Genomic DNA, 19179 nt, shown 5'->3' on the forward strand with positions numbered 1-19179 from the left:
GCGAGGCACCGAGTGGTGGGGCAAAGACCTTTTGGTTACTTTTGGCTGGGCCGGCATTCCGGGCGTTTGCCAAAAGTGACCCGCTGTAAGAGCGGAACCATAAGCCGCCGTTACCTAAATAACGGATATGTACTCCCCCCCAATCAAGAATAAGCCACCCGAGCAGCCCCAACCCCAAGCCCCTCCCGAAACGCCAAATAATGCTTCAACACCTGCACCGGCGCCTCAATCTGCGGGTAGTGCCCAATATTCGCCAGCAACACCGTATCCGCGTGCGGCACCAGCTCACGATAACGCTGAACCATATGCCCCCCGGAAATCGGATCAACCTCCCCATCGATCACCCGCAACGGCACCTCCCCCCGCTGCATGGCCGCCACCCATCGATCCCGCTGCTGCCTACGCTGAGGAATATACGCAATCAACTTGTGCAAAATCCGCGGCCCATCCTGGCTCTCGATCAAGCTCCAGAAATCATCCAGCGCACTCTCACTGGGCCGAGTCGCCGGCCCGAAAATCTGCCCAAAACTGTTAGCAAGGGCATTACGCCCAAACGCCCGCCCGATCATCCAACCCAATGGGCTCAGCAACAGCTTCTGCACCAACGCCGGACGATGCGTCTCCGGAAACAACCCACCGTTGAGAAACACACAACTGCCCATCCGAAACCGGCCTTCGTAATGCCGCGCCAACAACTCCTGCGCAACACTGTCACCGTAATCATGGGCCAGCACATGCACCGGCTGCTGCACCCAAAGATGCTCCAGCAACGCCTGTTGCAAGTCCGCCTGCTCCAGCAGGCAATAGGTGTGGTCCAGCGGCTTGGCCGAATCGCCAAACCCCAGCATGTCGCAGGCAATCACTTGATAGCGCTGGGCCAACGGCTGCCAGAGGTAATGCCAATCCCAACTGGCCGTGGGAAAACCATGGATCAGCAGCAACGGCTCGCCCTGCCCCGCCACCCAGTACCGAATGGTGCGGCCGCGAAACTCAAAGCTCTGGGCACGCTGGCGCCAGATGCGCAGCGGGATCTCGGCGAGTGGCATCAGCTTTTATACCCGGGGTCGAGTGCATCGAGTTTGCGCAGCAACGCCGGCCACGCCAGCGCGCCGCCCATGCCCTGAGCGCTTTTGGTGACCCCGGCGATCATCGCCCGGGCACCGGCCAATATCTGCGGCGCAATGCTGATCAGTTCAGCGCCACCGTTCTGCGCCATCACCTGGATATCGCAGGTGCGCTGGAAGATGAACATCATCAGGAACGTATCGGCGATGCTGCCGCCACAGGTCAGCAGACCGTGGTTGTGCAGCATCAGGAAATTGTTTTCGCCAAGGTCGGCCTGCAAACGGGCCTTTTCCTCGTGGTTCAGCGCCACACCTTCGTAGGCGTGATAGGCCAGGCTGGACAGCACAAACAGTGATTGCTGGCTGATGGGCAGCACGCCCTGTTTCTGCGCGGAGACGGCAATACCGGAAGCGGTGTGGGTGTGCAGCACGCAGACCACATCGTGCCGTACTTCGTGCACCGCACTGTGAATGGTGTACCCGGCAGGGTTGACCTCGTAGGGACTGTCCATCAGCTTGTTGCCGGCCTGGTCGACCTTCACCAGGCTCGACGCGGTGATCTCGTGGAACATCAGCCCGTAGGGGTTGATCAGGAAGTCTTCGGTGCCCGGCACCTTGGCCGAGATGTGGGTGAAAATCAGGTCGTCCCAACCATGCATCGCCACCAGGCGATAGCACGCGGCGAGGTCGACGCGGGCCTGCCATTCGGCCGCGCTGACCTGGTCTTTTACACTGTGTGTCGATTGAACAGTGGCTAGGCTCACGGCAATGACCTCCTTGGCGCGCTTATTATTGTTTTTTTGAGTGCAGAGGCAGTCTAGTCAGACCTCGAGGCCGCCGTAGTTGCATTGGCAGCCAGCTTGATGACCGAACGGGTCAGTCCTGAGGATAGTTCGATTTTGTTCTGCGCGTGTCAGAGAAGCGACGCCAATAAAGGCGCGGCGAACAGGTTGAGCAACCCGGTCAGCACCATTACCAGGCCCGCCACGGAGCCTTCCTCACCGCCCACCTCATGAGCCCGGCTGACACCCGCGCCATGCGCGCCCACGCCAAACAATGCGCCACGGGCCAATGGCGTGCGCAACGGCAACCACTTGAGCAGTACGCCGCCGAGCATGGCGCCAAACACCCCGGTGAACATCACGAACACCGCCGTCAGTTCCGGCACGCCGCCCAGGTCGGAAGACACCGGCATCGCGAACGGGGTGGTGATCGAACGGGGCACCAACGACATCGTCACCGAGCTGTCGAGAGCGAGGGCCTTGGCCAGGCCATACGAAGTGGCGATGGACGCCGCGCTGCCCGCGACCATCCCCAGCAATAACGCTGACCAGTGGCGCATCAGCAATTGGCGCTGTTGCCAGATCGGAATCGCGAACGCCACGGTCACCGGGCCCAGCACCAGCATCAGCCAGTGGGTGTCGGTGGCGTATTCGGCATAGGCGGTTTTCATCGGCACGGCCACCGCCAGCAGCAGCGCCGGCACCAGAATCAGCGGCGACAGCAGGTAGCGCCCGGTGCGCCGGTAGATCCAGCGGCTGAAGCCGTAGGCACCGAGGGTCAGCGCCAGCCAGAACATCGGCATCAGCTCAAGCTTCATGGCGCAGCTTCCAGCGGCAGACGAATTCCACGGTAAACGCAGTCACCAGCATCACCGACAAGGTGCTGAAGCCGATCACCAACATGATCCGCCAGCCGTCGTGCTTTACCAGGCCGCCGTAGTCCAAAAGGCTCATCAACGCAGGAATAAAGAACAGCAGCATCTCCGCCATCAGTACACCGGCGCCCAGTTGCAGGGCCGCCGGTTTTACCAGGCCGGTGGCGAAGGTCAGCAACAACAGGCCCAGGCCGATCACACCACCGGGAATAGGCCAGCTCAGCCAGGCGGCCAATTGGCAGCCCAGAAAATATATGGCCAGCAGCACAATCAGTTCAGTCAACAACCGACCGACGACTTTGAAGGTGAAACGTTTCATGAGCTTTGGGTCCTCGCAGGGCTCCCATTTTAAAGAGGCCCCTGGCATCCCCACAGCGAATTGTTAGACTGCAAGCTATTCCAAACTGGAATCATGTCGATGGAATTTAAACAACTGCGCAGTTTTGTCGAAGTGATCCACCGCGGCGGCTTTACCCAGGCCGGCAAAACCCTGCACATCAGCCAATCCGCCGTCAGCAAGCAGGTGGCACAACTGGAGCAAAGCCTGGGCACGCCGCTGCTGGATCGCCTGGGTTCGCAGATTCGCCTGACGGCTGCCGGACAAGTGGTGCTGCAGCGGGCGGAGGCCATGCTGCGCCAGCAAACCGAATTGCTCAGTGAGCTGGATGACTTGAATCAGTTGACCCGTGGCGAGTTGCGCATGGGCCTGCCGCAGTTGGGCGGCGACACGTTGTTCGCCGGGCTGTTTGCCGAATACCGCCGCCGTTATCCGAACGTCACCATCCAGTTGCTGGAAGGCGGCAGCCGCAATATCGAGCAGGCGATCTTGAGCGGAGAGCTGGAAGTGGGCGGCAGCCTGATGCCCAGCGACCCGGCATTCGCCTGGCAGGCATTCTGCGATGAACCGCTGGATGCCCTGCTGCCGATGGACCATCCATTGGCCGATAACGCGCAGATCCGCCTGGAGGAGTTGGCTGACACGCCGTTCCTGATGTATCAGCGCAGTTTTGTGTTGAACGACCGCCTGCTACAGGCCTGTCAGCAATTGGGCTTCACCCCGAAGGAAAGCGGGCGCAGTGGCCAGGCGGATTTTCTCGCCGCATTGGTGGCCGCCGGCCAAGGCGTGGTGCTGCTGCCCAGCGTAGTAGCCCGGGGCCTGATAAGGCCCGGCGTGGTGCGCCTGACGCTCAAGGCGCCGGACTACCTGCGCTGGGACATTGCCTTTATCTGGCGTGAGGGTGCCTACCTGTCGAAAGCCGCCCAGGCCTGGCTGGCGTTATTGCGCGAGTTCCCGGTCAACCGCGCAGTGCAGTGACCAACTCGGCCAGCCACGGCTCGGCGTCGGCTTCCGGGGTCACGCTTTCGCTGGCGTCCAGGCGCAGCATCGGCAGCACTTCGTGCACGCCCAACTCGGCAAACAGCTCGCGCATTTGCTCGCCGCCGCCGCAGAACGTGTCGCCATAGCTGGCGTCGCCCAGGCCGATCACCGCGCCGGGCAAGCCTCGCCAGGCGGCCGGCAGTTGGTCGCGAATGGTCGAGTAAAGCGGCTGCAGGTTGTCGGGCAGTTCGCCCATGCCAGTGGTGGACGTCACGGCCAGGAAGGCTTCCGGAGCAAAGCCCTGTACGTCGGCGAGGGTTGCCCGCGGGTTGTGCCAGGCGTCGAAGCCGGCAGCGTTGAGGATGCTTGCAGCATGACGGGCGACTTCTTCAGCCGTGCCGTACACCGAGCCGGAAAGGATGGCGACTTTCATCAATCTGATCCTGTAGCTGACTAAAAGCCTGGGATATTAACAGCTGGGGCCCATGGACAGGCTGCCGGCATGTCTTAAACTGCAAACTCCAACTACAAGCCATGGACCGCTCAATGATTAACGCCAAGCTGATGCAACTGGTGATCAACGCTTCCAACGACGGCATCGTTATCGCCGAGCGCGAAGGCAAGGACAAGCCACTGATTTATGTGAACCCGGCCTTCGAGCGCATGACTGGCTACACCCTCGACGAAATCCTCTATCAGGACTGCCGCTTCCTGCAATCGGGCGATCGTGACCAGCCGGGGCTGATGGCGATTCGCGAAGCCCTGGAGAGTGGCGGCGCCTGCCGGGAAATCCTGCGCAATTACCGCAAGGACGGCACGCATTTCTGGAACGAGCTGTCGTTATCGACGGTTTATAACCCGGCCGACAAGCAGACCTACTTTGTCGGTGTGCAGAAGGATGTGACCGTTCAGGTCAAGGCCCAGCAGCGTGTCGCGCAACTGGAAGCCCAGTTGGCTGACCTCAAGGCGGAGCTTGCGGCACTCAAGGCGACGAGCGGATCTAACAAAAACTAGAAAACGCGGTCTTTAAAGAGATAATGGCGTTTTAATACCTTTTTCTTGAGCAAGATCAATGCAACGCGACGCGCTTTTGACGCAGGACGAGCTGGATTTTATTCAGACCATGCACCATAACCCGCAACTCAATGTGCGGGACGCGTCGTCGAGCCTGACGGTCAATGGCGGTGCGCAGATTCGTGATCTGCTCACCCGCCTGGCCGCCCATGACCATGTCACCCTCCAGGCCCAATTCGACAACCAGCAAATGACGTTTCCGCTGCAATTGGTGGAAGACGAGTTTCATGCCGTGCATCTGCGGCTGGGTGTACCGAGTATTTTCGAAGACGGGCCGATGATCCGCCCGTGGCGCCTGGCGCTCGAAGAGCCGGTACCCCTGGAAAACATCAAGGGCCAGCCCGGTGCGCTGTGGGTGCATGAGGTGTCATTCAAGGGATTGCTGGTGGAAATTCGCGGGCGGATCAAGGCGCCAAGAACCTTTTCGCTGTGGTTCAGTCCGTCCGGGTACGAGCGCATTTCGGTGCGGGGCACGCTGGAACGGGAAACTGCCCGAGGATTGTTCGCCTACCGCCTGAGCCAGAACGATGTGGATGAGACCGAGCGCCTGCGCCAGTTTATCCTGCAGCAACATCGCCTGTTTCACCCCGAAGTCCACGCCTGAAGTCAGGTATCCAGGTTACCGCGCAGAAACTGCTGCAAGCGGCGCTGCATCAATCGCCCTTCGTTACCCAGGCAGCCAACGGATGAACCCGCCAGTTGTTCCTGCGCCAACTCCGCCGCATCGCCGGCCAGCAACAGCGGGCAATCCAGGGTCAGGGCCAGCCGTTCAAGGCGCCGAGGCAAGCCATTGGCCGGAGAGTGATTGGAGAACACCACAAGGGCTTGTGGCCTGGTTTTTTCACAGACAAGGGTCAATTCATCCATCGGCTGGCCCACAGCCAGAACCTTGACCGCCAACTCGTCACCGCTCATCAACAGGCCTGCGACCAACAACTCCAGCTCTCGGCACTCCCCCGCAATGGCCGCCAGCAATACCCGTGGCGCCGCTGAGGCACAGCCTATCTGCAGGCGTTTCCAGGTTCGGCTGCGCAGAAATCCATCAAAAAACAGCCATTCACTGGTTTGTCCAAACAACCCCTGATGTCGCAACAGTTGCTGCCAGAGGGGCATCAGGATGTCCTGGAACACCACCGCGACCGGGTAGGCAGCGAAAATCTGGCCATACAACCGGTCCAGTTGCCGGTCGTCGAAGGCACCGACGGCCGTTCGCAACTGCGCCTGCCATTGGGCCCATTCATGCTCTGCACCTGCCGGCGAAGCAGCCGCCGCTTCGACTTGATGATCGTCGCGCGCGAGGATCTTGCCGACCTTGCTCACGGCCACGCCACGCTCGATCCAGTCAAGAATGCGATGAACGGTCTCGATATCGGTGCGCGAATACAGGCGGTGCCCACTTTCGGTGCGAACCGGGTGGATCAGCCCGTAACGCCGTTCCCAGGCACGCAAGGTGACAGGGTTGATGCCTGTCAATCTCGCGACTTCGCGAATCGGAAACAGCTCATCGGAATCGGCAGGGTTGCCAAGGGCCATTTCGGGACGTGGAGCAGTCATTACAGACATCAGGGCATCAATATACTGTCAGGAACTTGGATCCCATTTAACGCCCATACAGCTGTCCGATTCAAGGTCTTCGACAAGCCGACCAATGTCGCTGGTGTATTTCTGCAAAACAGGAATAATCCTTGCCTGTTTTTTCAACGTGGCTGCTTACCCCGCAGCTTCGTTCGTGCGCCGCCTACCCGGCCCAGTGCACCTGATCCTTATGGAGATACACAATGTCTACCTCCCCCGTCACCCTGATGGTCGCGCGCCGCGTGGCCAAGGGTCGCTATGAAGAGTTGATGGCCTGGCTGCGCGAAGGCGAGCAATTGGCCACGGACTTCCCCGGTTACCTGGGTTCAGGCGTGCTTGCACCGCCGCCCAACGATGACGAATTCCAGATTATTTTCCGCTTCGCCGACGAAAAAACCCTGCATGCGTGGGAGTTTTCCGCCTCCCGTGGTGCATGGCTCGGGCGTGGCAGTGAGCTGTTTGCTGCGCCGTCGGAGCATCGCGTACGCGGTATCGACGGCTGGTTTGGCGCCGCCGCCGCACGTCCGCCGCGCTGGAAGCAGGCCGTGGCCATCTGGCTGGCATTTTTCCCGGTGTCGCTGCTGTTCAACTTCGGCCTTGAGCCGCTGCTCAGCGAGTTGGGGTTGCTGAGCCGTGTGCTGGTCAGCACCCTCGCGCTCACGCCATTGATGGTTTACTTCTTTATCCCGTTGTCGACCCACCTGCTGGCCGGTTGGCTGCATCCGGCGCCAGCCCGGGTAAAGGCCACCGAAGCCGCTGCTTGAGTACAAGGGAGGCCGCTCGCTGGTATAGTTTTAGCCTGCCAGCGATTCGAGCCTCCCATGTCTTCAACACCCGCCCCGATCCTGATCACCGGTGCCGGCCAGCGCGTCGGCCTGCATTGCGCCCAGCGCCTGCTGGACGAAGGGCAGCCAGTGATTTTCAGCTACCGCACCGAACGTCCCGGCGTGCAAGCCTTGCGCGAACGCGGTGCGATCGGTGTGTTTGCCGACTTCTCCGACGAGACCGGTATTCTCGCCTTCATCGACGAACTGAAGACGCACACCCAAAGCCTGCGGGCGATCATTCATAATGCCTCGGCCTGGGTGGCGGAAGCGCCCGGCGACGAGAGCCGCGCCTTTACCGACATGTTCAGCGTGCACATGCTTGCGCCGTACCTGATCAACCTGCATTGTGCTTACCTGCTGCAACGCTCCACGCCTGCGGATATCGTGCACATCAGCGATGACGTGACCCGCAAGGGCAGCCGCCAGCACATTGCCTACTGCGCCACCAAGGCCGGGCTCGACAGCCTGACCTTGTCGTTTGCCGCGCAGCTTGCACCGGATATCAAGGTGAACGGCATTGCCCCGGCAATGGTGATGTTCAACGAGGGCGACGACGCGGCCTACCGCGCCAAGGTCCTGGCCAAGGCGGCACTGGGCATCGAGCCCGGCCCCGAGGTGATTTACCAGAGCGTGCGCTACCTGCTGGATAACCCGTATGTCACCGGTACCACCCTGACCGTCAACGGCGGGCGGCATATCAAGTAAGCCGTTTGCGAGGATGTTGTATGACTTTGTCCCTGCCCCACCACTACCGCGAGATCCTCAAGGGCCTGGGTGAAGACCCCGAGCGCGAGGGTTTGCTCGACACGCCAAAGCGTGCCGCCAAGGCCATGCAGTACCTGTGTCACGGCTACGAGCAGAACCTGGAAGAAATCGTCAACGGTGCGCTGTTTTCCTCCGACAACGACGAGATGGTGATCCTCAAGGACATCGAGCTGTATTCGCTGTGCGAGCATCACCTGCTGCCCTTTATCGGCAAGGCCCATGTGGCCTATATTCCGACCGGCAAGGTGCTCGGCCTGTCGAAGCTGGCGCGTATCGTCGACATGTTCGCCCGTCGCCTGCAGATCCAGGAAAACCTCACGCGGGAAATTGCCGACGCCATCCAGACGGTGACCCAGGCCGCCGGCGTGGCGGTGGTGATCGAAGCCAGGCACATGTGCATGATGATGCGCGGTGTCGAAAAACAGAATTCAACCATGAACACCTCGGTGATGCTCGGCGCCTTCCGCGAGTCGAACACCACGCGCATGGAGTTCCTGCAACTGATTGGACGGAGCAAGTAGCAATGCCACAACTTCAGCCAGGCATGGCGCGCATCCGGGTCAAGGACCTGTGCCTGCGCACGTTTATCGGGATCAACGAGGATGAAATCCTCAACAAGCAGGATGTGTTGATCAACCTGACCATCCTGTATGCCGCCCAGGAAGCCGTGCGCGACAACGACATCGACCACGCGCTGAACTACCGCACCATCACCAAGGCGATCATCGCCCATGTGGAAGGCAATCGCTTTGCCCTGCTGGAGCGCCTGACCCAGGAGATCCTCGACCTGGTGATGAGCAATACATCGGTGCTGTACGCCGAAGTCGAAGTCGACAAACCCCATGCGTTGCGTTTTGCCGAATCGGTGTCGATCACCCTGGCGGCCAGTCGCTAACCCTTACCTTTGCAGTGAGCATCATGAACGATCAACAACGCCTCGAACTCGAAGCCGCCGCCTTCCGCCGGCTGGTGGCCCACCTGGACAGCCGCAAGGATGTGCAGAACATCGACCTGATGAACCTCTCGGGCTTCTGCCGCAACTGCTTGTCCAAGTGGTACAAGGCCGAGGCCGACGAGCGCCAGATCGAGCTGAGCCTCGATGACGCCCGTGAAGTGGTGTACGGCATGCCGTACGCCGAGTGGAAAGCCCAATACCAGCAAGAAGCCAGTGCCGAACAGCAAGCGGCATTCGCCAAAGGAAAAACCCATGACTGACCTGAACACCCTGCGCGCCAGCCTCAACAGTGGCGAACATGTTTTTGCCGATACCCTGGCCTTTGTAGCTGCGGGTTACGACTACCAGCCACAAGCGTTCACCAATGGCAGCGTGGAAAACGCCGCCGGGCAGAACGAAGGTTCGTGCAAGACCCTGGGCCTGGCGCTGCTGGAAGGCTTGAGCGACCAGGAAGCGCTGTTGGCGTTTGGCGAGCATTACCGTTCGGTGCTGGCCACGCCTGAAGGCAGTGACCATGGCAACATTCGTGCGCTGATCGAGCATGGGTTGGCGGGTGTGAAGTTTGCCGCACAGCCACTGACCCGCAAATCCTGAGTCAGACATAGATCAAAATGTGGGAGCGGGCTTGCTCGCGAAAGCAGAGTGTCAGTCAATACATCGGATGACTGACACTCTGCTTTCGCGAGCAAGCCCGCTCCCACATTTGGACTGCGGTGATCATCAAATCCCGTGCATAAAAAAACCGGCCTCGCAGCCGGTTTTTTTGTTTCTGCGGTTTAGAACGAAGCGTCCTTCAAACCGTCGAGGTAACGCTCGGCATCCAGGGCCGCCATGCAGCCGGCGCCGGCGGAGGTGATCGCCTGGCGGTACACGTGGTCGGCCACGTCACCGGCAGCGAAGATACCTTCGATATTGGTGGCTGTCGCATTGCCTTCACGGCCGCCCTGCACGATCAGGTAACCGTCTTTGGCATCCAGCACGCCTTCGAACAACGAGGTGTTCGGAGTGTGGCCGATGGCGATGAACACGCCGTCGACTTTCAGCTCGTCGAAGCTGCCGTCGTTGTTCTTCAGGCGAGCACCGGTCACGCCCATGTTGTCGCCCAGGACTTCATCCAGGGTGGCGTTGAGCTTGAGGATGATCTTGCCTTCGGCCACGCGGGCATGCAGCTTGTCGATCAGGATCTTCTCGGCGCGGAAGGTCTCGCGGCGGTGAACCAGGGTCACGGTGCTGGCGATGTTGGCCAGGTACAGCGCTTCTTCCACCGCGGTGTTGCCGCCACCGACCACAGCCACTGGCTTGTTGCGGTAGAAGAAACCGTCGCAGGTTGCGCAGGCGGAAACGCCCTTGCCCATGAACGCTTCTTCCGACGGCAGGCCCAGGTAACGAGCGCTGGCGCCGGTGGCGATGATCAGCGCGTCACAGGTGTACACGCCGCTGTCGCCGGTCAGGCTGTAAGGCTTCTTGGAGAAGTCGACCTTGTTGATGTGATCAAACACGATCTCGGTTTCGAAACGCTCGGCGTGCTCTTTCATGCGCTCCATCAGCACCGGGCCGGTCAGGCCGTGGACGTCGCCCGGCCAGTTGTCGACTTCAGTGGTGGTGGTCAACTGACCGCCCGCTTGCATGCCGGTGATCAGTAACGGCTTGAGGTTGGCCCGGGCAGCGTAGACGGCAGCGCTGTAACCGGCAGGGCCGGAACCGAGAATAATCACTCGCGAATGACGGGTATCAGACATGACTCACTCCTATCGACCGCCCGGACTACAGAACGGCTGGAATAAAAAAGGACCGCGAAGCACTTGGGGAAGGCTTGAACTCGCAGATCCTGAAAATAATGGGTGCAGCGTATAGAGGGAGGCAAGATTAAGGAAATACGGATTAACAATCCAGCTCATAGGTGGTCTCTATCCCATGCCTTCTATTAATCGACACCTTTGTTACCGTTAATGTCGCGATGCGGGCCGTGCTTTCCCGGTACTCCCAAAGCCGGTAAGGTCGGCGCGTTCGCCCCTATTGCCCGGAGTTATCCATGCCCGCCCCCGTTCTTTCAGGCCCACAGTACCTGCGCGAAGGTCTCAAACTGGTACTCAGCCCCGGCCTGCGGCTGTTTGTGCTGCTGCCGCTGGCAATCAACCTGATCCTGTTCGTCGGATTGATCTACTTCGCCGGCCATCAGTTCAGCCTGTGGGTCGACACACTCATGCCGACGCTGCCGAGCTGGCTGAGCTTCCTCAATTACCTGTTGTGGCCTTTGTTCGTGGTGCTGGTGGTGCTGATGGTGTTTTTCACCTTCACCATGCTTGCCAACATCATCGCCGCGCCGTTCAACGGCTTTCTGTCGGAAAAGGTTGAAGTGGTGGTGCGCGGCACCGATGATTTCCCGGCGTTCAGCTGGGGCGAACTGGCGGCCATGGTCCCGCGCACCCTGGCCCGGGAAATGCGCAAACTGGGTTACTTCCTGCCCCGGGCCATCGGCCTGTTTATCCTGTCGTTCATCCCGGTGGTCAATCTGGTGGCAGCACCGCTGTGGCTGCTGTTTGGTGTGTGGATGATGGCGATCCAGTACATCGACTACCCGGCCGACAACCACAAGCTGGGTTGGAACGAAATGCTCGCCTGGCTGCGCCAGAAGCGCTGGCAGAGCATGAGCTTCGGCGGCATCGTCTACCTGGTGCTGCTGGTGCCGGTGGTCAACCTGCTGATGATGCCGGCAGCGGTGGCCGGGGCGACGTTGTTCTGGGTGCGTGAGCAAGGCGCCGAGGCCATGGCCATTAAAAAGGCCTGAGCCGTCACAAATCCATCATCCAAAAGACACAATGACGACATGGCCCACGCCGACACTGTGGGTCATGACGACAGCTTCGCTCCACATCACCCTGATCACCGAAACCTTCCCGCCAGAGATCAACGGGGTGGCCAATACCCTTGGCCGCCTGTGTGACGGTTTGCGCGCGCGCGGGCATCAAGTCGAACTGGTTCGCCCGCGCCAGGGCAGCGACCAGAGCCGGCCCAGTGACGATGGCCTGATGCTTTGCCGCGGCTGGCCTTTGCCGGGTTATCCGGGGCTGCAATGGGGCCAGTCGTCGATGCACAAGCTGTTGCGGCGCTGGACCCGCCAGCGCCCGGATGTGTTGTATATCGCCACGGAAGGCCCGCTGGGTTTGTCGGCGTTGCGGGCGGCGCGGCGCCTGGGGATCAGCGTGGTGAGTGGTTTCCACACCAATTTCCAGCAGTATTCCAACCAGTACGGCCTGGGCATGCTGAGCCGGGTGCTGACCCACTATCTGCGCTGGTTCCATAACCGCTCGACCCTGACCCTGGTGCCCAGCGCCAGCCAGCGACTGGAGCTGGAGCGGCGCCATTTCGAGCGCCTGGGCATGCTCGCGCGCGGTGTCGACAGCCAGCTGTTTCACCCGGCCAAACGCGACAATGCGTTGCGTGAAAGCTGGGCACTGACCAGTGAGCAAACTGCCGTGCTGCATGTCGGCCGCCTGGCCCAGGAAAAAAACCTCGGGTTACTCAAGCGCTGTTTCGAGACGCTGCAGGACACGTATCCACTGCGCCAGATGAAACTGATCATCGTCGGCGATGGCCCGCAACGGGCGATGCTGGAAAAGGAACTGCCGGAGGCGATTTTCTGCGGCACCTTGCGCGGTGAGGAACTGGCCCGGCATTACGCGTCCGGGGATGTGTTCCTGTTTCCCAGCCTGACCGAAACCTTCGGCAACGTGGTGCTGGAGGCCATGGCTTCAGGGTTGGGCGTGGTGGCATACGACCAGGCGGCCGCAACCCAGCACATTCGCCATGGCTACAGCGGCGTGCTGGCGATGCCGGGGGATGAAGAAGCGTTTTGCGATGCGGCCAATTGGCTGCTGGAAGAGCGCGAGAGCTTGCGCCGGGTGCGGCTCAATGCCCGGCAACACGCCAGCCGTCAGGGTTGGCCGGCGATTATCGAGCAGTTTGAGCGCCAATTACGCGGGGTGTGCGAGGACGAGCAACCGGTGCCCGCCCTGTCGCCCCTTACACCAACGTCGTCAACGCCTCACGACTGAAAGGCAGGATGTCGCCTTCACGGCCTTCGCGAACCTTCAGTGCCCAATCCGGATCCACCAGCAGCGCACGGCCCACAGCGACCAGGTCGAACTCGTCGTTGTTCAGGCGCTCCAGCAGTTTTTCCAGGCTGGCGGGTTGCGCCACTTTATCGGTGTTGACCATGAACTGCAGGAACTCGCCGTCCAGGCCGACGCTGCCCACGGTGATGGTCGGCTTGCCGGTGAGCTTGCGGGTCCAGCCGGCCAGGTTCAGCTCGGAGCCTTCGAATTCCGGCTCCCAGAAACGGCGGGTGGAGCAGTGGAAAATATCCACGCCGGCGTCAGACAGCGGCTTGAGGAATCCACCCAAGGCTTCCGGGGTTTGCACCAGGCGCGCGGTGTAGTCCTGCTGCTTCCACTGGGAGAAACGCAGGATGATCGGAAAGTCCGGCCCCACGGCGGCGCGGACGGCCTGGATCAATTCGATGGCGAAACGCGAACGATTGGCCAGGCTGCCGCCGTATTCGTCGGTGCGCTGGTTGGTGCCTTCCCAGAAGAACTGGTCCACCAGGTAACCATGGGCGCCGTGGATTTCAACGCCGTCCATGCCAATGCTCTGGGCATCCTTGGCAGCCTGGGCGAACGCGGCGATCACGTCCTTGATGTCTTGCACGGTCATGCCGTGGACGACGACGTTGCCGTCCTTGAGTTTTTCGGTGGGGCCGTAAGCCGGCACGCTGGCATCCGGCTCGGTGCCGATGCGCCGTACGCTGCCCACATGCCACAGTTGCGGAACGATCTTGCCGCCTTCGGCATGTACCGCGTCGACTACTTTCTTCCAGCCGGCCAGGGCGGCTTCACCGTAGAAGTGCGGGACGTTCGGGTAGCCGTTGGAAGCCGGGTGGCCGACCACGGTGCCTTCGGTGATGATCAGGCCGACACCGGCGGCGGCGCGGCGGCGGTAGTACTCGATCACTTTGGAGTTGGGCACGCCACCCGGAGAAAAGGAACGGGTCATCGGCGCCATGACCACGCGACTCGGCAGTTGCAGTGCACCGAGCTGGAACGGTTTGAACAAAGCTTGGACAGGCATGGGAGCACTCCATCGGAAAGGAATTTATGATGTGGATAATATGGAGTGTGCAGCGTGTTGGATAGCACTATTGATTGGGGTGATTAAGGGGTAAAAGCGGGAGGGCATGGGGCTGCTTCGCAGCCCAGCGGGAGCAAGCTCCCTCGCCACAGCAAGCTCCCTTGCCATAGGAAACTCCCTGCCACAGGAAGCTCCCTTGCCACAGAAACTCACTCGACAATGCTGAAAGTATCAGCTCAATGCTTTTTCGATCGCCTGAATAATGGAGGGGTCATCCGGCGGTGTACGCGGCGAGAAACGCGCCAGCACCCGGCCGTCCTTGCCCAACAGGAATTTCTCGAAGTTCCAGGTGATGTCCCCGGGAAATTCGGCGCCCTCGCCCGCCAGCAATCGATACAGCTGGTGGCGATCGTGGCCATTCACCTCAAGCTTGCTGCCCAGGGGAAAGGTCACGCCGTAGTTGAGGCTGCAGAATTCCTGGATTTCTTCTTCAGTACCCGGTTCCTGCCCGGCAAATTGATTGCACGGCAGCCCGAGTACGGTGAAACCCTGGTCTTTGTATTGCTGATAGAGGTTTTCCAGCGCGGCGTACTGTGGGGTCAACCCACATTTGGAGGCGACGTTGACCACCAGCACGACTTGCCCCTTGAAGGGCGCCAGAGGCAGCTCCTGACCATCCAGGGCTTTGAGTTTAAGGTCGTGGAAAGCACTCATGACGAACTCCAGATATCCCATGTTCTTCGTAACGGCCATTCGAGATTACAGCCGCCAAGTCGGCAAGAATAGCCGCCAAATGAAAAAGGCGCCCGAAGGCGCCTTTTTCCAACTGACAGAGCGTCGCTCAGTCAATTAATGGTGGTGACCACCTTCGCCGTGCACGTGGCCGTGGGCCACTTCTTCCTGGGAAGCGTCACGGATAGCGACGATCTTCACCTGGAAGTTCAGGCGCTGGCCAGCCAGCGGGTGGTTGCCGTCGACGGTCACGTCGTCGCCGTCCAGGTCACGGATGGTGACGATTTGCATCTGGCCGTCCGGAGCGGAAGCGTGGAACTGCATGCCCACTTCCAGCTCGTCGACACCTTCGAACATGCTGCGGCTCAGGGTGCTGACCAGTTCGGCAGCGTATTCGCCGTAGGCATCTTCAGGTTCTACGGCAACGGTCAGTTCGTCACCGACCTCTTTGCCTTCCAGGGCCTTTTCCAGGCCCGGGATGATGTTACCTGCACCTTGCAGGTAGACCAGCGGCGCGCCGCCGGCAGAACTGTCGATGACCTCACCAGCGTCGTTGGTCAGGGTATAGTCAATGGAGACAGCCTTATTGGCGGCGATCGGCATGGGGCGAGACCTTTTGCAGAAGAATGAAGAACGGACAAGTCTAAACAAGGATTTGCCCGAAAGCGAACACAACCCGGACGGACGGGGTCGAACAACTGACCCGACGGTCGTCGGATTTCACCAGGACGAAGACCGGCACTGGGTCGTCGAGCTTTCCTGCGGCCACACCCAGCACCTGCGCCACCAGCCACCCTGGCAATCCCGGGCCTGGGTCACGGACCCGGCGCAACGCCTTGAAAAAATAGACAAGCCCTTTACGTGCGGCTGGTGTGCGCAAGGCTCAGATAAAGATAACCTTGGCACCTGATTCCCGGTAGGCAGCCAGCCATAGGCCGCCACCGAAGCCATGCACCTCCAGAGAATTCGCATGCAGACTTTTTTTATCGCGCCCACCGATTTTGGTGTGGGTCTGACCTCCATCAGCCTTGGGCTGGTGCGCACCCTTGAACGGGCCGGGCTGAAAGTCGGCTTCTTCAAACCGATTGCCCAGCCGCACCCCGGCGACACCGGCCCCGAGCGCTCCACCGAGCTGGTGGCCCGCACCCACGGCCTGAAACCGCCCCAGCCTCTGGGCCTGGCCCATGTCGAACGGATGCTCGGCGACGGCCAGCTCGACGAGCTGCTGGAAGAAATCATCACCCTTTACCAGCAAGCCGCCGTGGGCAAGGACGTGCTGATCGTCGAAGGCATGGTGCCGACCCGCAGCGCCAGCTATGCGGCCCGGGTCAACCTGCACCTGGCCAAGAGCCTGGACGCCGAGGTGATCCTGGTCTCGGCTCCGGAAAACGAAGTGCTGACCGAACTCTCCGGCCGCGTGGAATTGCAGGCCCAGCTGTTCGGCGGCCCGAAAGACCCAAAAGTGCTGGGTGTGATCCTCAACAAGGTGCGCACCGACGAAAGCATGGAAGCCTTCTCGGCGCGGCTCAAAGAGCATTCGCCGTTGTTGCGCAGCGGCGATTTCCGCCTGTTGGGCTGCATCCCCTACCAACCGGAACTCAACGCCCCACGCACCCGCGACGTGGCCGACCTGATGGGCGCGCAGATCCTCAATGCCGGTGATTACGAAACCCGGCGCATGACCAAGATCATCATCTGCGCCCGTACCATGCGCAACACCGTGGAGCTGCTCAAGCCCGGCGTATTGGTGGTGACACCCGGCGACCGCGACGACATCATCCTCGCCGTCAGCCTGGCCGCCATCAACGGCGTGCCGTTGGCCGGCCTGTTGCTGACCAGCGACACCCTGCCCGACCCACGGATCATGGACCTGTGCCGTGGCGCGTTCCAGGCCGGGCTGCCGGTGTTGTCGGTGAGCACCGGCTCGTATGACACCGCCAACCAGCTCAACAGCCTGAACAAGGAAATCCCGATTGATGACCGCGAACGTGCGGAGATCATCACCGACTTCGTCGCCAGCCACCTCGACGCCCGCTGGCTGCACCAACGCTGCGGCACGCCGCGGGAGATGCGCCTGTCGCCGGCGGTGTTCCGTTATCAACTGATCCAGCGCGCCCAGGCGGCCAACAAGCGCATCGTGTTGCCCGAAGGCAGCGAGCCGCTGACCGTGCAGGCCGCCGCCATCTGCCAGGCACGCGGGATCGCCCGTTGCGTACTGCTGGCCAAGCCGGCGGACGTGGAAGCCGTAGCCCGCGCCCATGGCATCGAGCTGCCCGAAGGCCTGGAGATTCTCGACCCCGACCTGATTCGCGAGCGCTACGTGGAGCCGATGGTGGCCCTGCGCAAAACCAAAAGCCTCAACGCGCCGATGGCCGAGCAGCAACTGGAAGACACCGTGGTGATCGCCACCATGATGCTCGCCCTGGATGAAGTGGACGGCCTGGTCTCCGGCGTCATCCACTCCACTGCCAATACCATTCGCCCGGCCTTGCAACTGATCAAGACCGCGCCGGGCTGCACCCTGGTCTCGTCGGTATTTTTCATGCTGTTCCCCGAGCAAGTGCTGGTATACGGCGACTGCGTGATGAACCCGCACCCCAGCGCGGCGGAGCTGGCGGAAATCGCCCTGCAAAGCGCCGACTCGGCCGCCGCATTCGGTATCACGCCACGGGTGGCGATGATCAGTTACTCCAGCGGTGATTCGGCCACGGGCGAGGAGGTCGAGAAGGTCCGCGAAGCCACCCTGCTGGCCCACGAAGCCCAAAGCTCGCTGCTGATCGACGGCCCGTTGCAGTACGACGCCGCCGCCAACGAAAGCGTGGCCCGGCAACTGGCGCCCAACAGCCTGGTGGCGGGCAAGGCCACGGTGTTCGTGTTCCCGGATCTCAACACCGGCAACACCACCCACAAGGCCGTGCAGCGCAGTGCCGATTGCGTCAGCCTGGGCCCAATGCTGCAAGGCCTGCGCAAACCGGTGAACGACCTGCCCCGCGGGGCGCAGGTGGACGACATCGTGTACACGATCGCATTGACCGCGATTCAAGCCGCCAACCGACCTATGGATGTCTAAATGCTGGATTTTCTACCTGCCGCCGTGCGCGGGGTGATCGCCTCGCTGTTGCTGGCGTTGAATACGATTTTGCTGTGCTCGTTCCTGTTTATCGTGGCGCTGTTCAAGGCGCTGCCGTTTGCCAAACGCTTCAGTGAATGGCTGATGAACCAGACCCACGAGGCCTGGATCAGCAACAACAAGGCCTGGATGAACCTGGTGCGACGCACCCGCTGGCACCTGAAAGGCCTGGAAGGCCTGGACTATGAACACTCATATCTGGTGACCAGTAACCACCAGAGCTGGGTCGATATCATGGTGCTGCAATACGTGCTCAACCGGCGCATTCGCCCGCTGAAGTTCTTCCTCAAGCAAGAGCTGATCTGGGTCCCGGTGATTGGCTTGGCGTGGTGGACGCTGGGCTTCCCGTTCATGAAGCGCTACACCAAGGCGTACCTGGAAAAGCACCCGGAAAAGAAAGGCAAGGACCTGGAAACTACCCGCAAGACCTGCGCGAAGTTTCGCCACAACCCGGTGGGCATTTTCAACTTTGCCGAAGGCACGCGGTTTACCCTGGGCAAGCATGCACAGCAACAGTCACCGTTTCGCTACCTGCTCAAGCCCAAGGCCGGCGGCATTGCCTTTGTGCTGGATGCCATGGGTGAACAGCTGAAGTCGCTGGTGAACGTGACCATTCACTATCCTGGTGGGCGCCCCGGTTATTGGGATTTGCTGTGCGGGAATGTGAAGGACGTTGTCGTGCAGTTTGAAGAGGTGCAGATTCCGGCCGAGTTTATCGGCAAGAATTATGAGCAGGATGGGGAGTATCGGTTGGCGTTCCAGGGCTGGATCAACCGGTTGTGGGAAGAGAAGGATGTGTTGCTCGCCAAATTGCACACAGATTATCCCGCCAGTCACTGATCAAAATGTGGGAGCGGGCTTGCTCGCGAATGCGGTGTGCCAGCCTATACATGTGGCGGCTGACACTCTGCTTTCGCGAGCAAGCCCGCTCCCCCATTTGACCGAGTTGTTTCCA

General features: G+C 60.8%; 24 protein-coding genes. 14 read left to right on the forward strand and 10 right to left on the reverse strand.

Translation table 11 applies throughout. The features are described from left to right. Window positions 1–143: 143 nt before the first annotated feature. The 4 genes from HX839_RS27340 to HX839_RS27355 all read right to left on the reverse strand — a co-directional run bounded on the left by HX839_RS27340 (window position 144) and on the right by HX839_RS27355 (window position 3040). The gene (locus HX839_RS27340; protein WP_003208492.1) at window positions 144–1046 is read right to left on the reverse strand and encodes an alpha/beta fold hydrolase; all 903 of its coding nucleotides are present in this window, start codon (window positions 1044–1046) and stop codon (window positions 144–146) included. Further along, window positions 1046–1828 carry a class II aldolase/adducin family protein gene (locus tag HX839_RS27345; protein ID WP_003208491.1) on the reverse strand — a complete coding sequence of 261 codons (783 nt, stop codon included), beginning with the start codon at window positions 1826–1828 and terminating at the stop codon, window positions 1046–1048. The genes HX839_RS27340 and HX839_RS27345 overlap by 1 nt, the downstream gene beginning before the upstream one ends. Window positions 1829–1977: 149 nt before the next feature. Beyond that, window positions 1978–2664: an LrgB family protein gene (locus HX839_RS27350; RefSeq protein WP_102368140.1), complete on the reverse strand. Its 687-nt coding sequence runs from the start codon at window positions 2662–2664 to the stop codon at window positions 1978–1980. After that, complete coding sequence (locus HX839_RS27355) at window positions 2654–3040, reverse strand: CidA/LrgA family protein (protein WP_008432321.1); 387 nt, start codon at window positions 3038–3040, stop codon at window positions 2654–2656. Before HX839_RS27355 ends, HX839_RS27350 begins: the two co-directional genes overlap by 11 nt. Window positions 3041–3139: 99 nt before the next feature. Between HX839_RS27355 and HX839_RS27360 the strand changes: the two genes are divergently transcribed. After that, window positions 3140–4036, forward strand: coding sequence for a LysR family transcriptional regulator (locus HX839_RS27360; protein WP_003208487.1), 897 nt, complete (start codon window positions 3140–3142; stop codon window positions 4034–4036). Here HX839_RS27360 and HX839_RS27365 read toward each other — a convergent pair. Further along, window positions 4017–4472 (reverse strand): flavodoxin, encoded by a 456-nt coding sequence (locus HX839_RS27365; RefSeq protein ID WP_003208486.1) that lies wholly within the window; start codon window positions 4470–4472, stop codon window positions 4017–4019. The genes HX839_RS27360 and HX839_RS27365 overlap by 20 nt on opposite strands. Window positions 4473–4585: 113 nt before the next feature. Between HX839_RS27365 and HX839_RS27370 the strand changes: the two genes are divergently transcribed. Next, entirely contained in the window at window positions 4586–5053 is a 468-nt protein-coding gene (locus HX839_RS27370) for a PAS domain-containing protein (protein ID WP_003208484.1), read from the forward strand. Window positions 5054–5111: 58 nt separating this feature from the next. Beyond that, window positions 5112–5717: a hypothetical protein gene (locus tag HX839_RS27375; RefSeq protein ID WP_003208483.1), complete on the forward strand. Its 606-nt coding sequence runs from the start codon at window positions 5112–5114 to the stop codon at window positions 5715–5717. 2 nt (window positions 5718–5719) lie between these two features. Here the strand turns inward: HX839_RS27375 and HX839_RS27380 are convergent, their stop codons facing one another. Next, a complete protein-coding gene (locus HX839_RS27380; protein WP_043225723.1) occupies window positions 5720–6676 on the reverse strand; it encodes a MerR family transcriptional regulator in 957 nt (318 codons plus the stop codon). Window positions 6677–6891: 215 nt separating this feature from the next. Between HX839_RS27380 and HX839_RS27385 the strand changes: the two genes are divergently transcribed. The 6 genes from HX839_RS27385 to HX839_RS27410 are packed head-to-tail and all read left to right on the forward strand — an operon-like array spanning window position 6892 to window position 9829. Next, window positions 6892–7452 carry an antibiotic biosynthesis monooxygenase gene (locus HX839_RS27385; RefSeq protein ID WP_008432309.1) on the forward strand — a complete coding sequence of 187 codons (561 nt, stop codon included), beginning with the start codon at window positions 6892–6894 and terminating at the stop codon, window positions 7450–7452. Window positions 7453–7509: 57 nt separating this feature from the next. Continuing rightward, on the forward strand, window positions 7510–8220 hold the full coding sequence (gene folM / locus HX839_RS27390; protein ID WP_177022707.1) for a dihydromonapterin reductase: 711 nt from the start codon (window positions 7510–7512) through the stop codon (window positions 8218–8220). Window positions 8221–8240: 20 nt separating this feature from the next. Further along, window positions 8241–8801: a GTP cyclohydrolase I FolE gene (gene folE / locus HX839_RS27395; protein ID WP_003208476.1), complete on the forward strand. Its 561-nt coding sequence runs from the start codon at window positions 8241–8243 to the stop codon at window positions 8799–8801. Between the two features lie 2 nt (window positions 8802–8803). Further along, window positions 8804–9175 carry a dihydroneopterin triphosphate 2'-epimerase gene (gene folX, locus HX839_RS27400; protein WP_003208474.1) on the forward strand — a complete coding sequence of 124 codons (372 nt, stop codon included), beginning with the start codon at window positions 8804–8806 and terminating at the stop codon, window positions 9173–9175. A 23-nt stretch (window positions 9176–9198) separates the two neighbouring features. Then, window positions 9199–9495, forward strand: a complete 297-nt coding sequence (locus HX839_RS27405) for a DUF1244 domain-containing protein (RefSeq protein ID WP_008432302.1) — start codon at window positions 9199–9201, stop codon at window positions 9493–9495. Then, complete coding sequence (locus HX839_RS27410; protein WP_008432300.1) at window positions 9488–9829, forward strand: HopJ type III effector protein; 342 nt, start codon at window positions 9488–9490, stop codon at window positions 9827–9829. Before HX839_RS27405 ends, HX839_RS27410 begins: the two co-directional genes overlap by 8 nt. 182 nt (window positions 9830–10011) lie before the next feature. Here the strand turns inward: HX839_RS27410 and trxB are convergent, their stop codons facing one another. Further along, window positions 10012–10974 (reverse strand): thioredoxin-disulfide reductase, encoded by a 963-nt coding sequence (gene trxB, locus HX839_RS27415; protein WP_003208470.1) that lies wholly within the window; start codon window positions 10972–10974, stop codon window positions 10012–10014. A gap of 293 nt (window positions 10975–11267) precedes the next feature. Here trxB and cysZ point away from each other — a divergent pair, with 293 nt between their 5' ends. Continuing rightward, complete coding sequence (cysZ, locus tag HX839_RS27420; RefSeq protein ID WP_003208468.1) at window positions 11268–12023, forward strand: sulfate transporter CysZ; 756 nt, start codon at window positions 11268–11270, stop codon at window positions 12021–12023. A 64-nt stretch (window positions 12024–12087) separates the two neighbouring features. Beyond that, window positions 12088–13290, forward strand: a complete 1203-nt coding sequence (locus HX839_RS27425) for a glycosyltransferase family 1 protein (RefSeq protein WP_008432296.1) — start codon at window positions 12088–12090, stop codon at window positions 13288–13290. Here the strand turns inward: HX839_RS27425 and HX839_RS27430 are convergent. From HX839_RS27430 to HX839_RS27440, 3 genes are all read right to left on the reverse strand, one after another. Continuing rightward, window positions 13259–14362: an NADH:flavin oxidoreductase gene (locus HX839_RS27430; protein ID WP_177051807.1), complete on the reverse strand. Its 1104-nt coding sequence runs from the start codon at window positions 14360–14362 to the stop codon at window positions 13259–13261. The two genes, HX839_RS27425 and HX839_RS27430, sit on opposite strands and share 32 nt — an antisense overlap. Before the next feature lie 231 nt (window positions 14363–14593). Next, a complete protein-coding gene (locus tag HX839_RS27435; RefSeq protein WP_003208462.1) occupies window positions 14594–15076 on the reverse strand; it encodes a glutathione peroxidase in 483 nt (160 codons plus the stop codon). Window positions 15077–15211: 135 nt separating this feature from the next. Then, entirely contained in the window at window positions 15212–15697 is a 486-nt protein-coding gene (locus HX839_RS27440) for a peptidylprolyl isomerase (protein WP_003208457.1), read from the reverse strand. On the opposite strand from HX839_RS27440, the gene HX839_RS27445 reads away from it, so the two are divergent. From HX839_RS27445 to HX839_RS27455, 3 genes are read left to right on the forward strand one after another with little or no spacing between them, the layout of a single operon-like run. Next, window positions 15666–16004 carry a DUF3565 domain-containing protein gene (locus tag HX839_RS27445; protein ID WP_003208456.1) on the forward strand — a complete coding sequence of 113 codons (339 nt, stop codon included), beginning with the start codon at window positions 15666–15668 and terminating at the stop codon, window positions 16002–16004. The two genes, HX839_RS27440 and HX839_RS27445, sit on opposite strands and share 32 nt — an antisense overlap. Before the next feature lie 60 nt (window positions 16005–16064). Continuing rightward, window positions 16065–18164 carry a phosphate acetyltransferase gene (pta, locus tag HX839_RS27450; RefSeq protein WP_177068000.1) on the forward strand — a complete coding sequence of 700 codons (2100 nt, stop codon included), beginning with the start codon at window positions 16065–16067 and terminating at the stop codon, window positions 18162–18164. After that, window positions 18165–19064, forward strand: coding sequence for an acyltransferase (locus HX839_RS27455; protein WP_177068001.1), 900 nt, complete (start codon window positions 18165–18167; stop codon window positions 19062–19064). It abuts the gene before it with no gap. Window positions 19065–19179 lie beyond the last annotated feature (115 nt).

The sequence above is a fragment of the Pseudomonas sp. I8001 genome (assembly GCF_013385345.1).
GTDB lineage: Bacteria > Pseudomonadota > Gammaproteobacteria > Pseudomonadales > Pseudomonadaceae > Aquipseudomonas.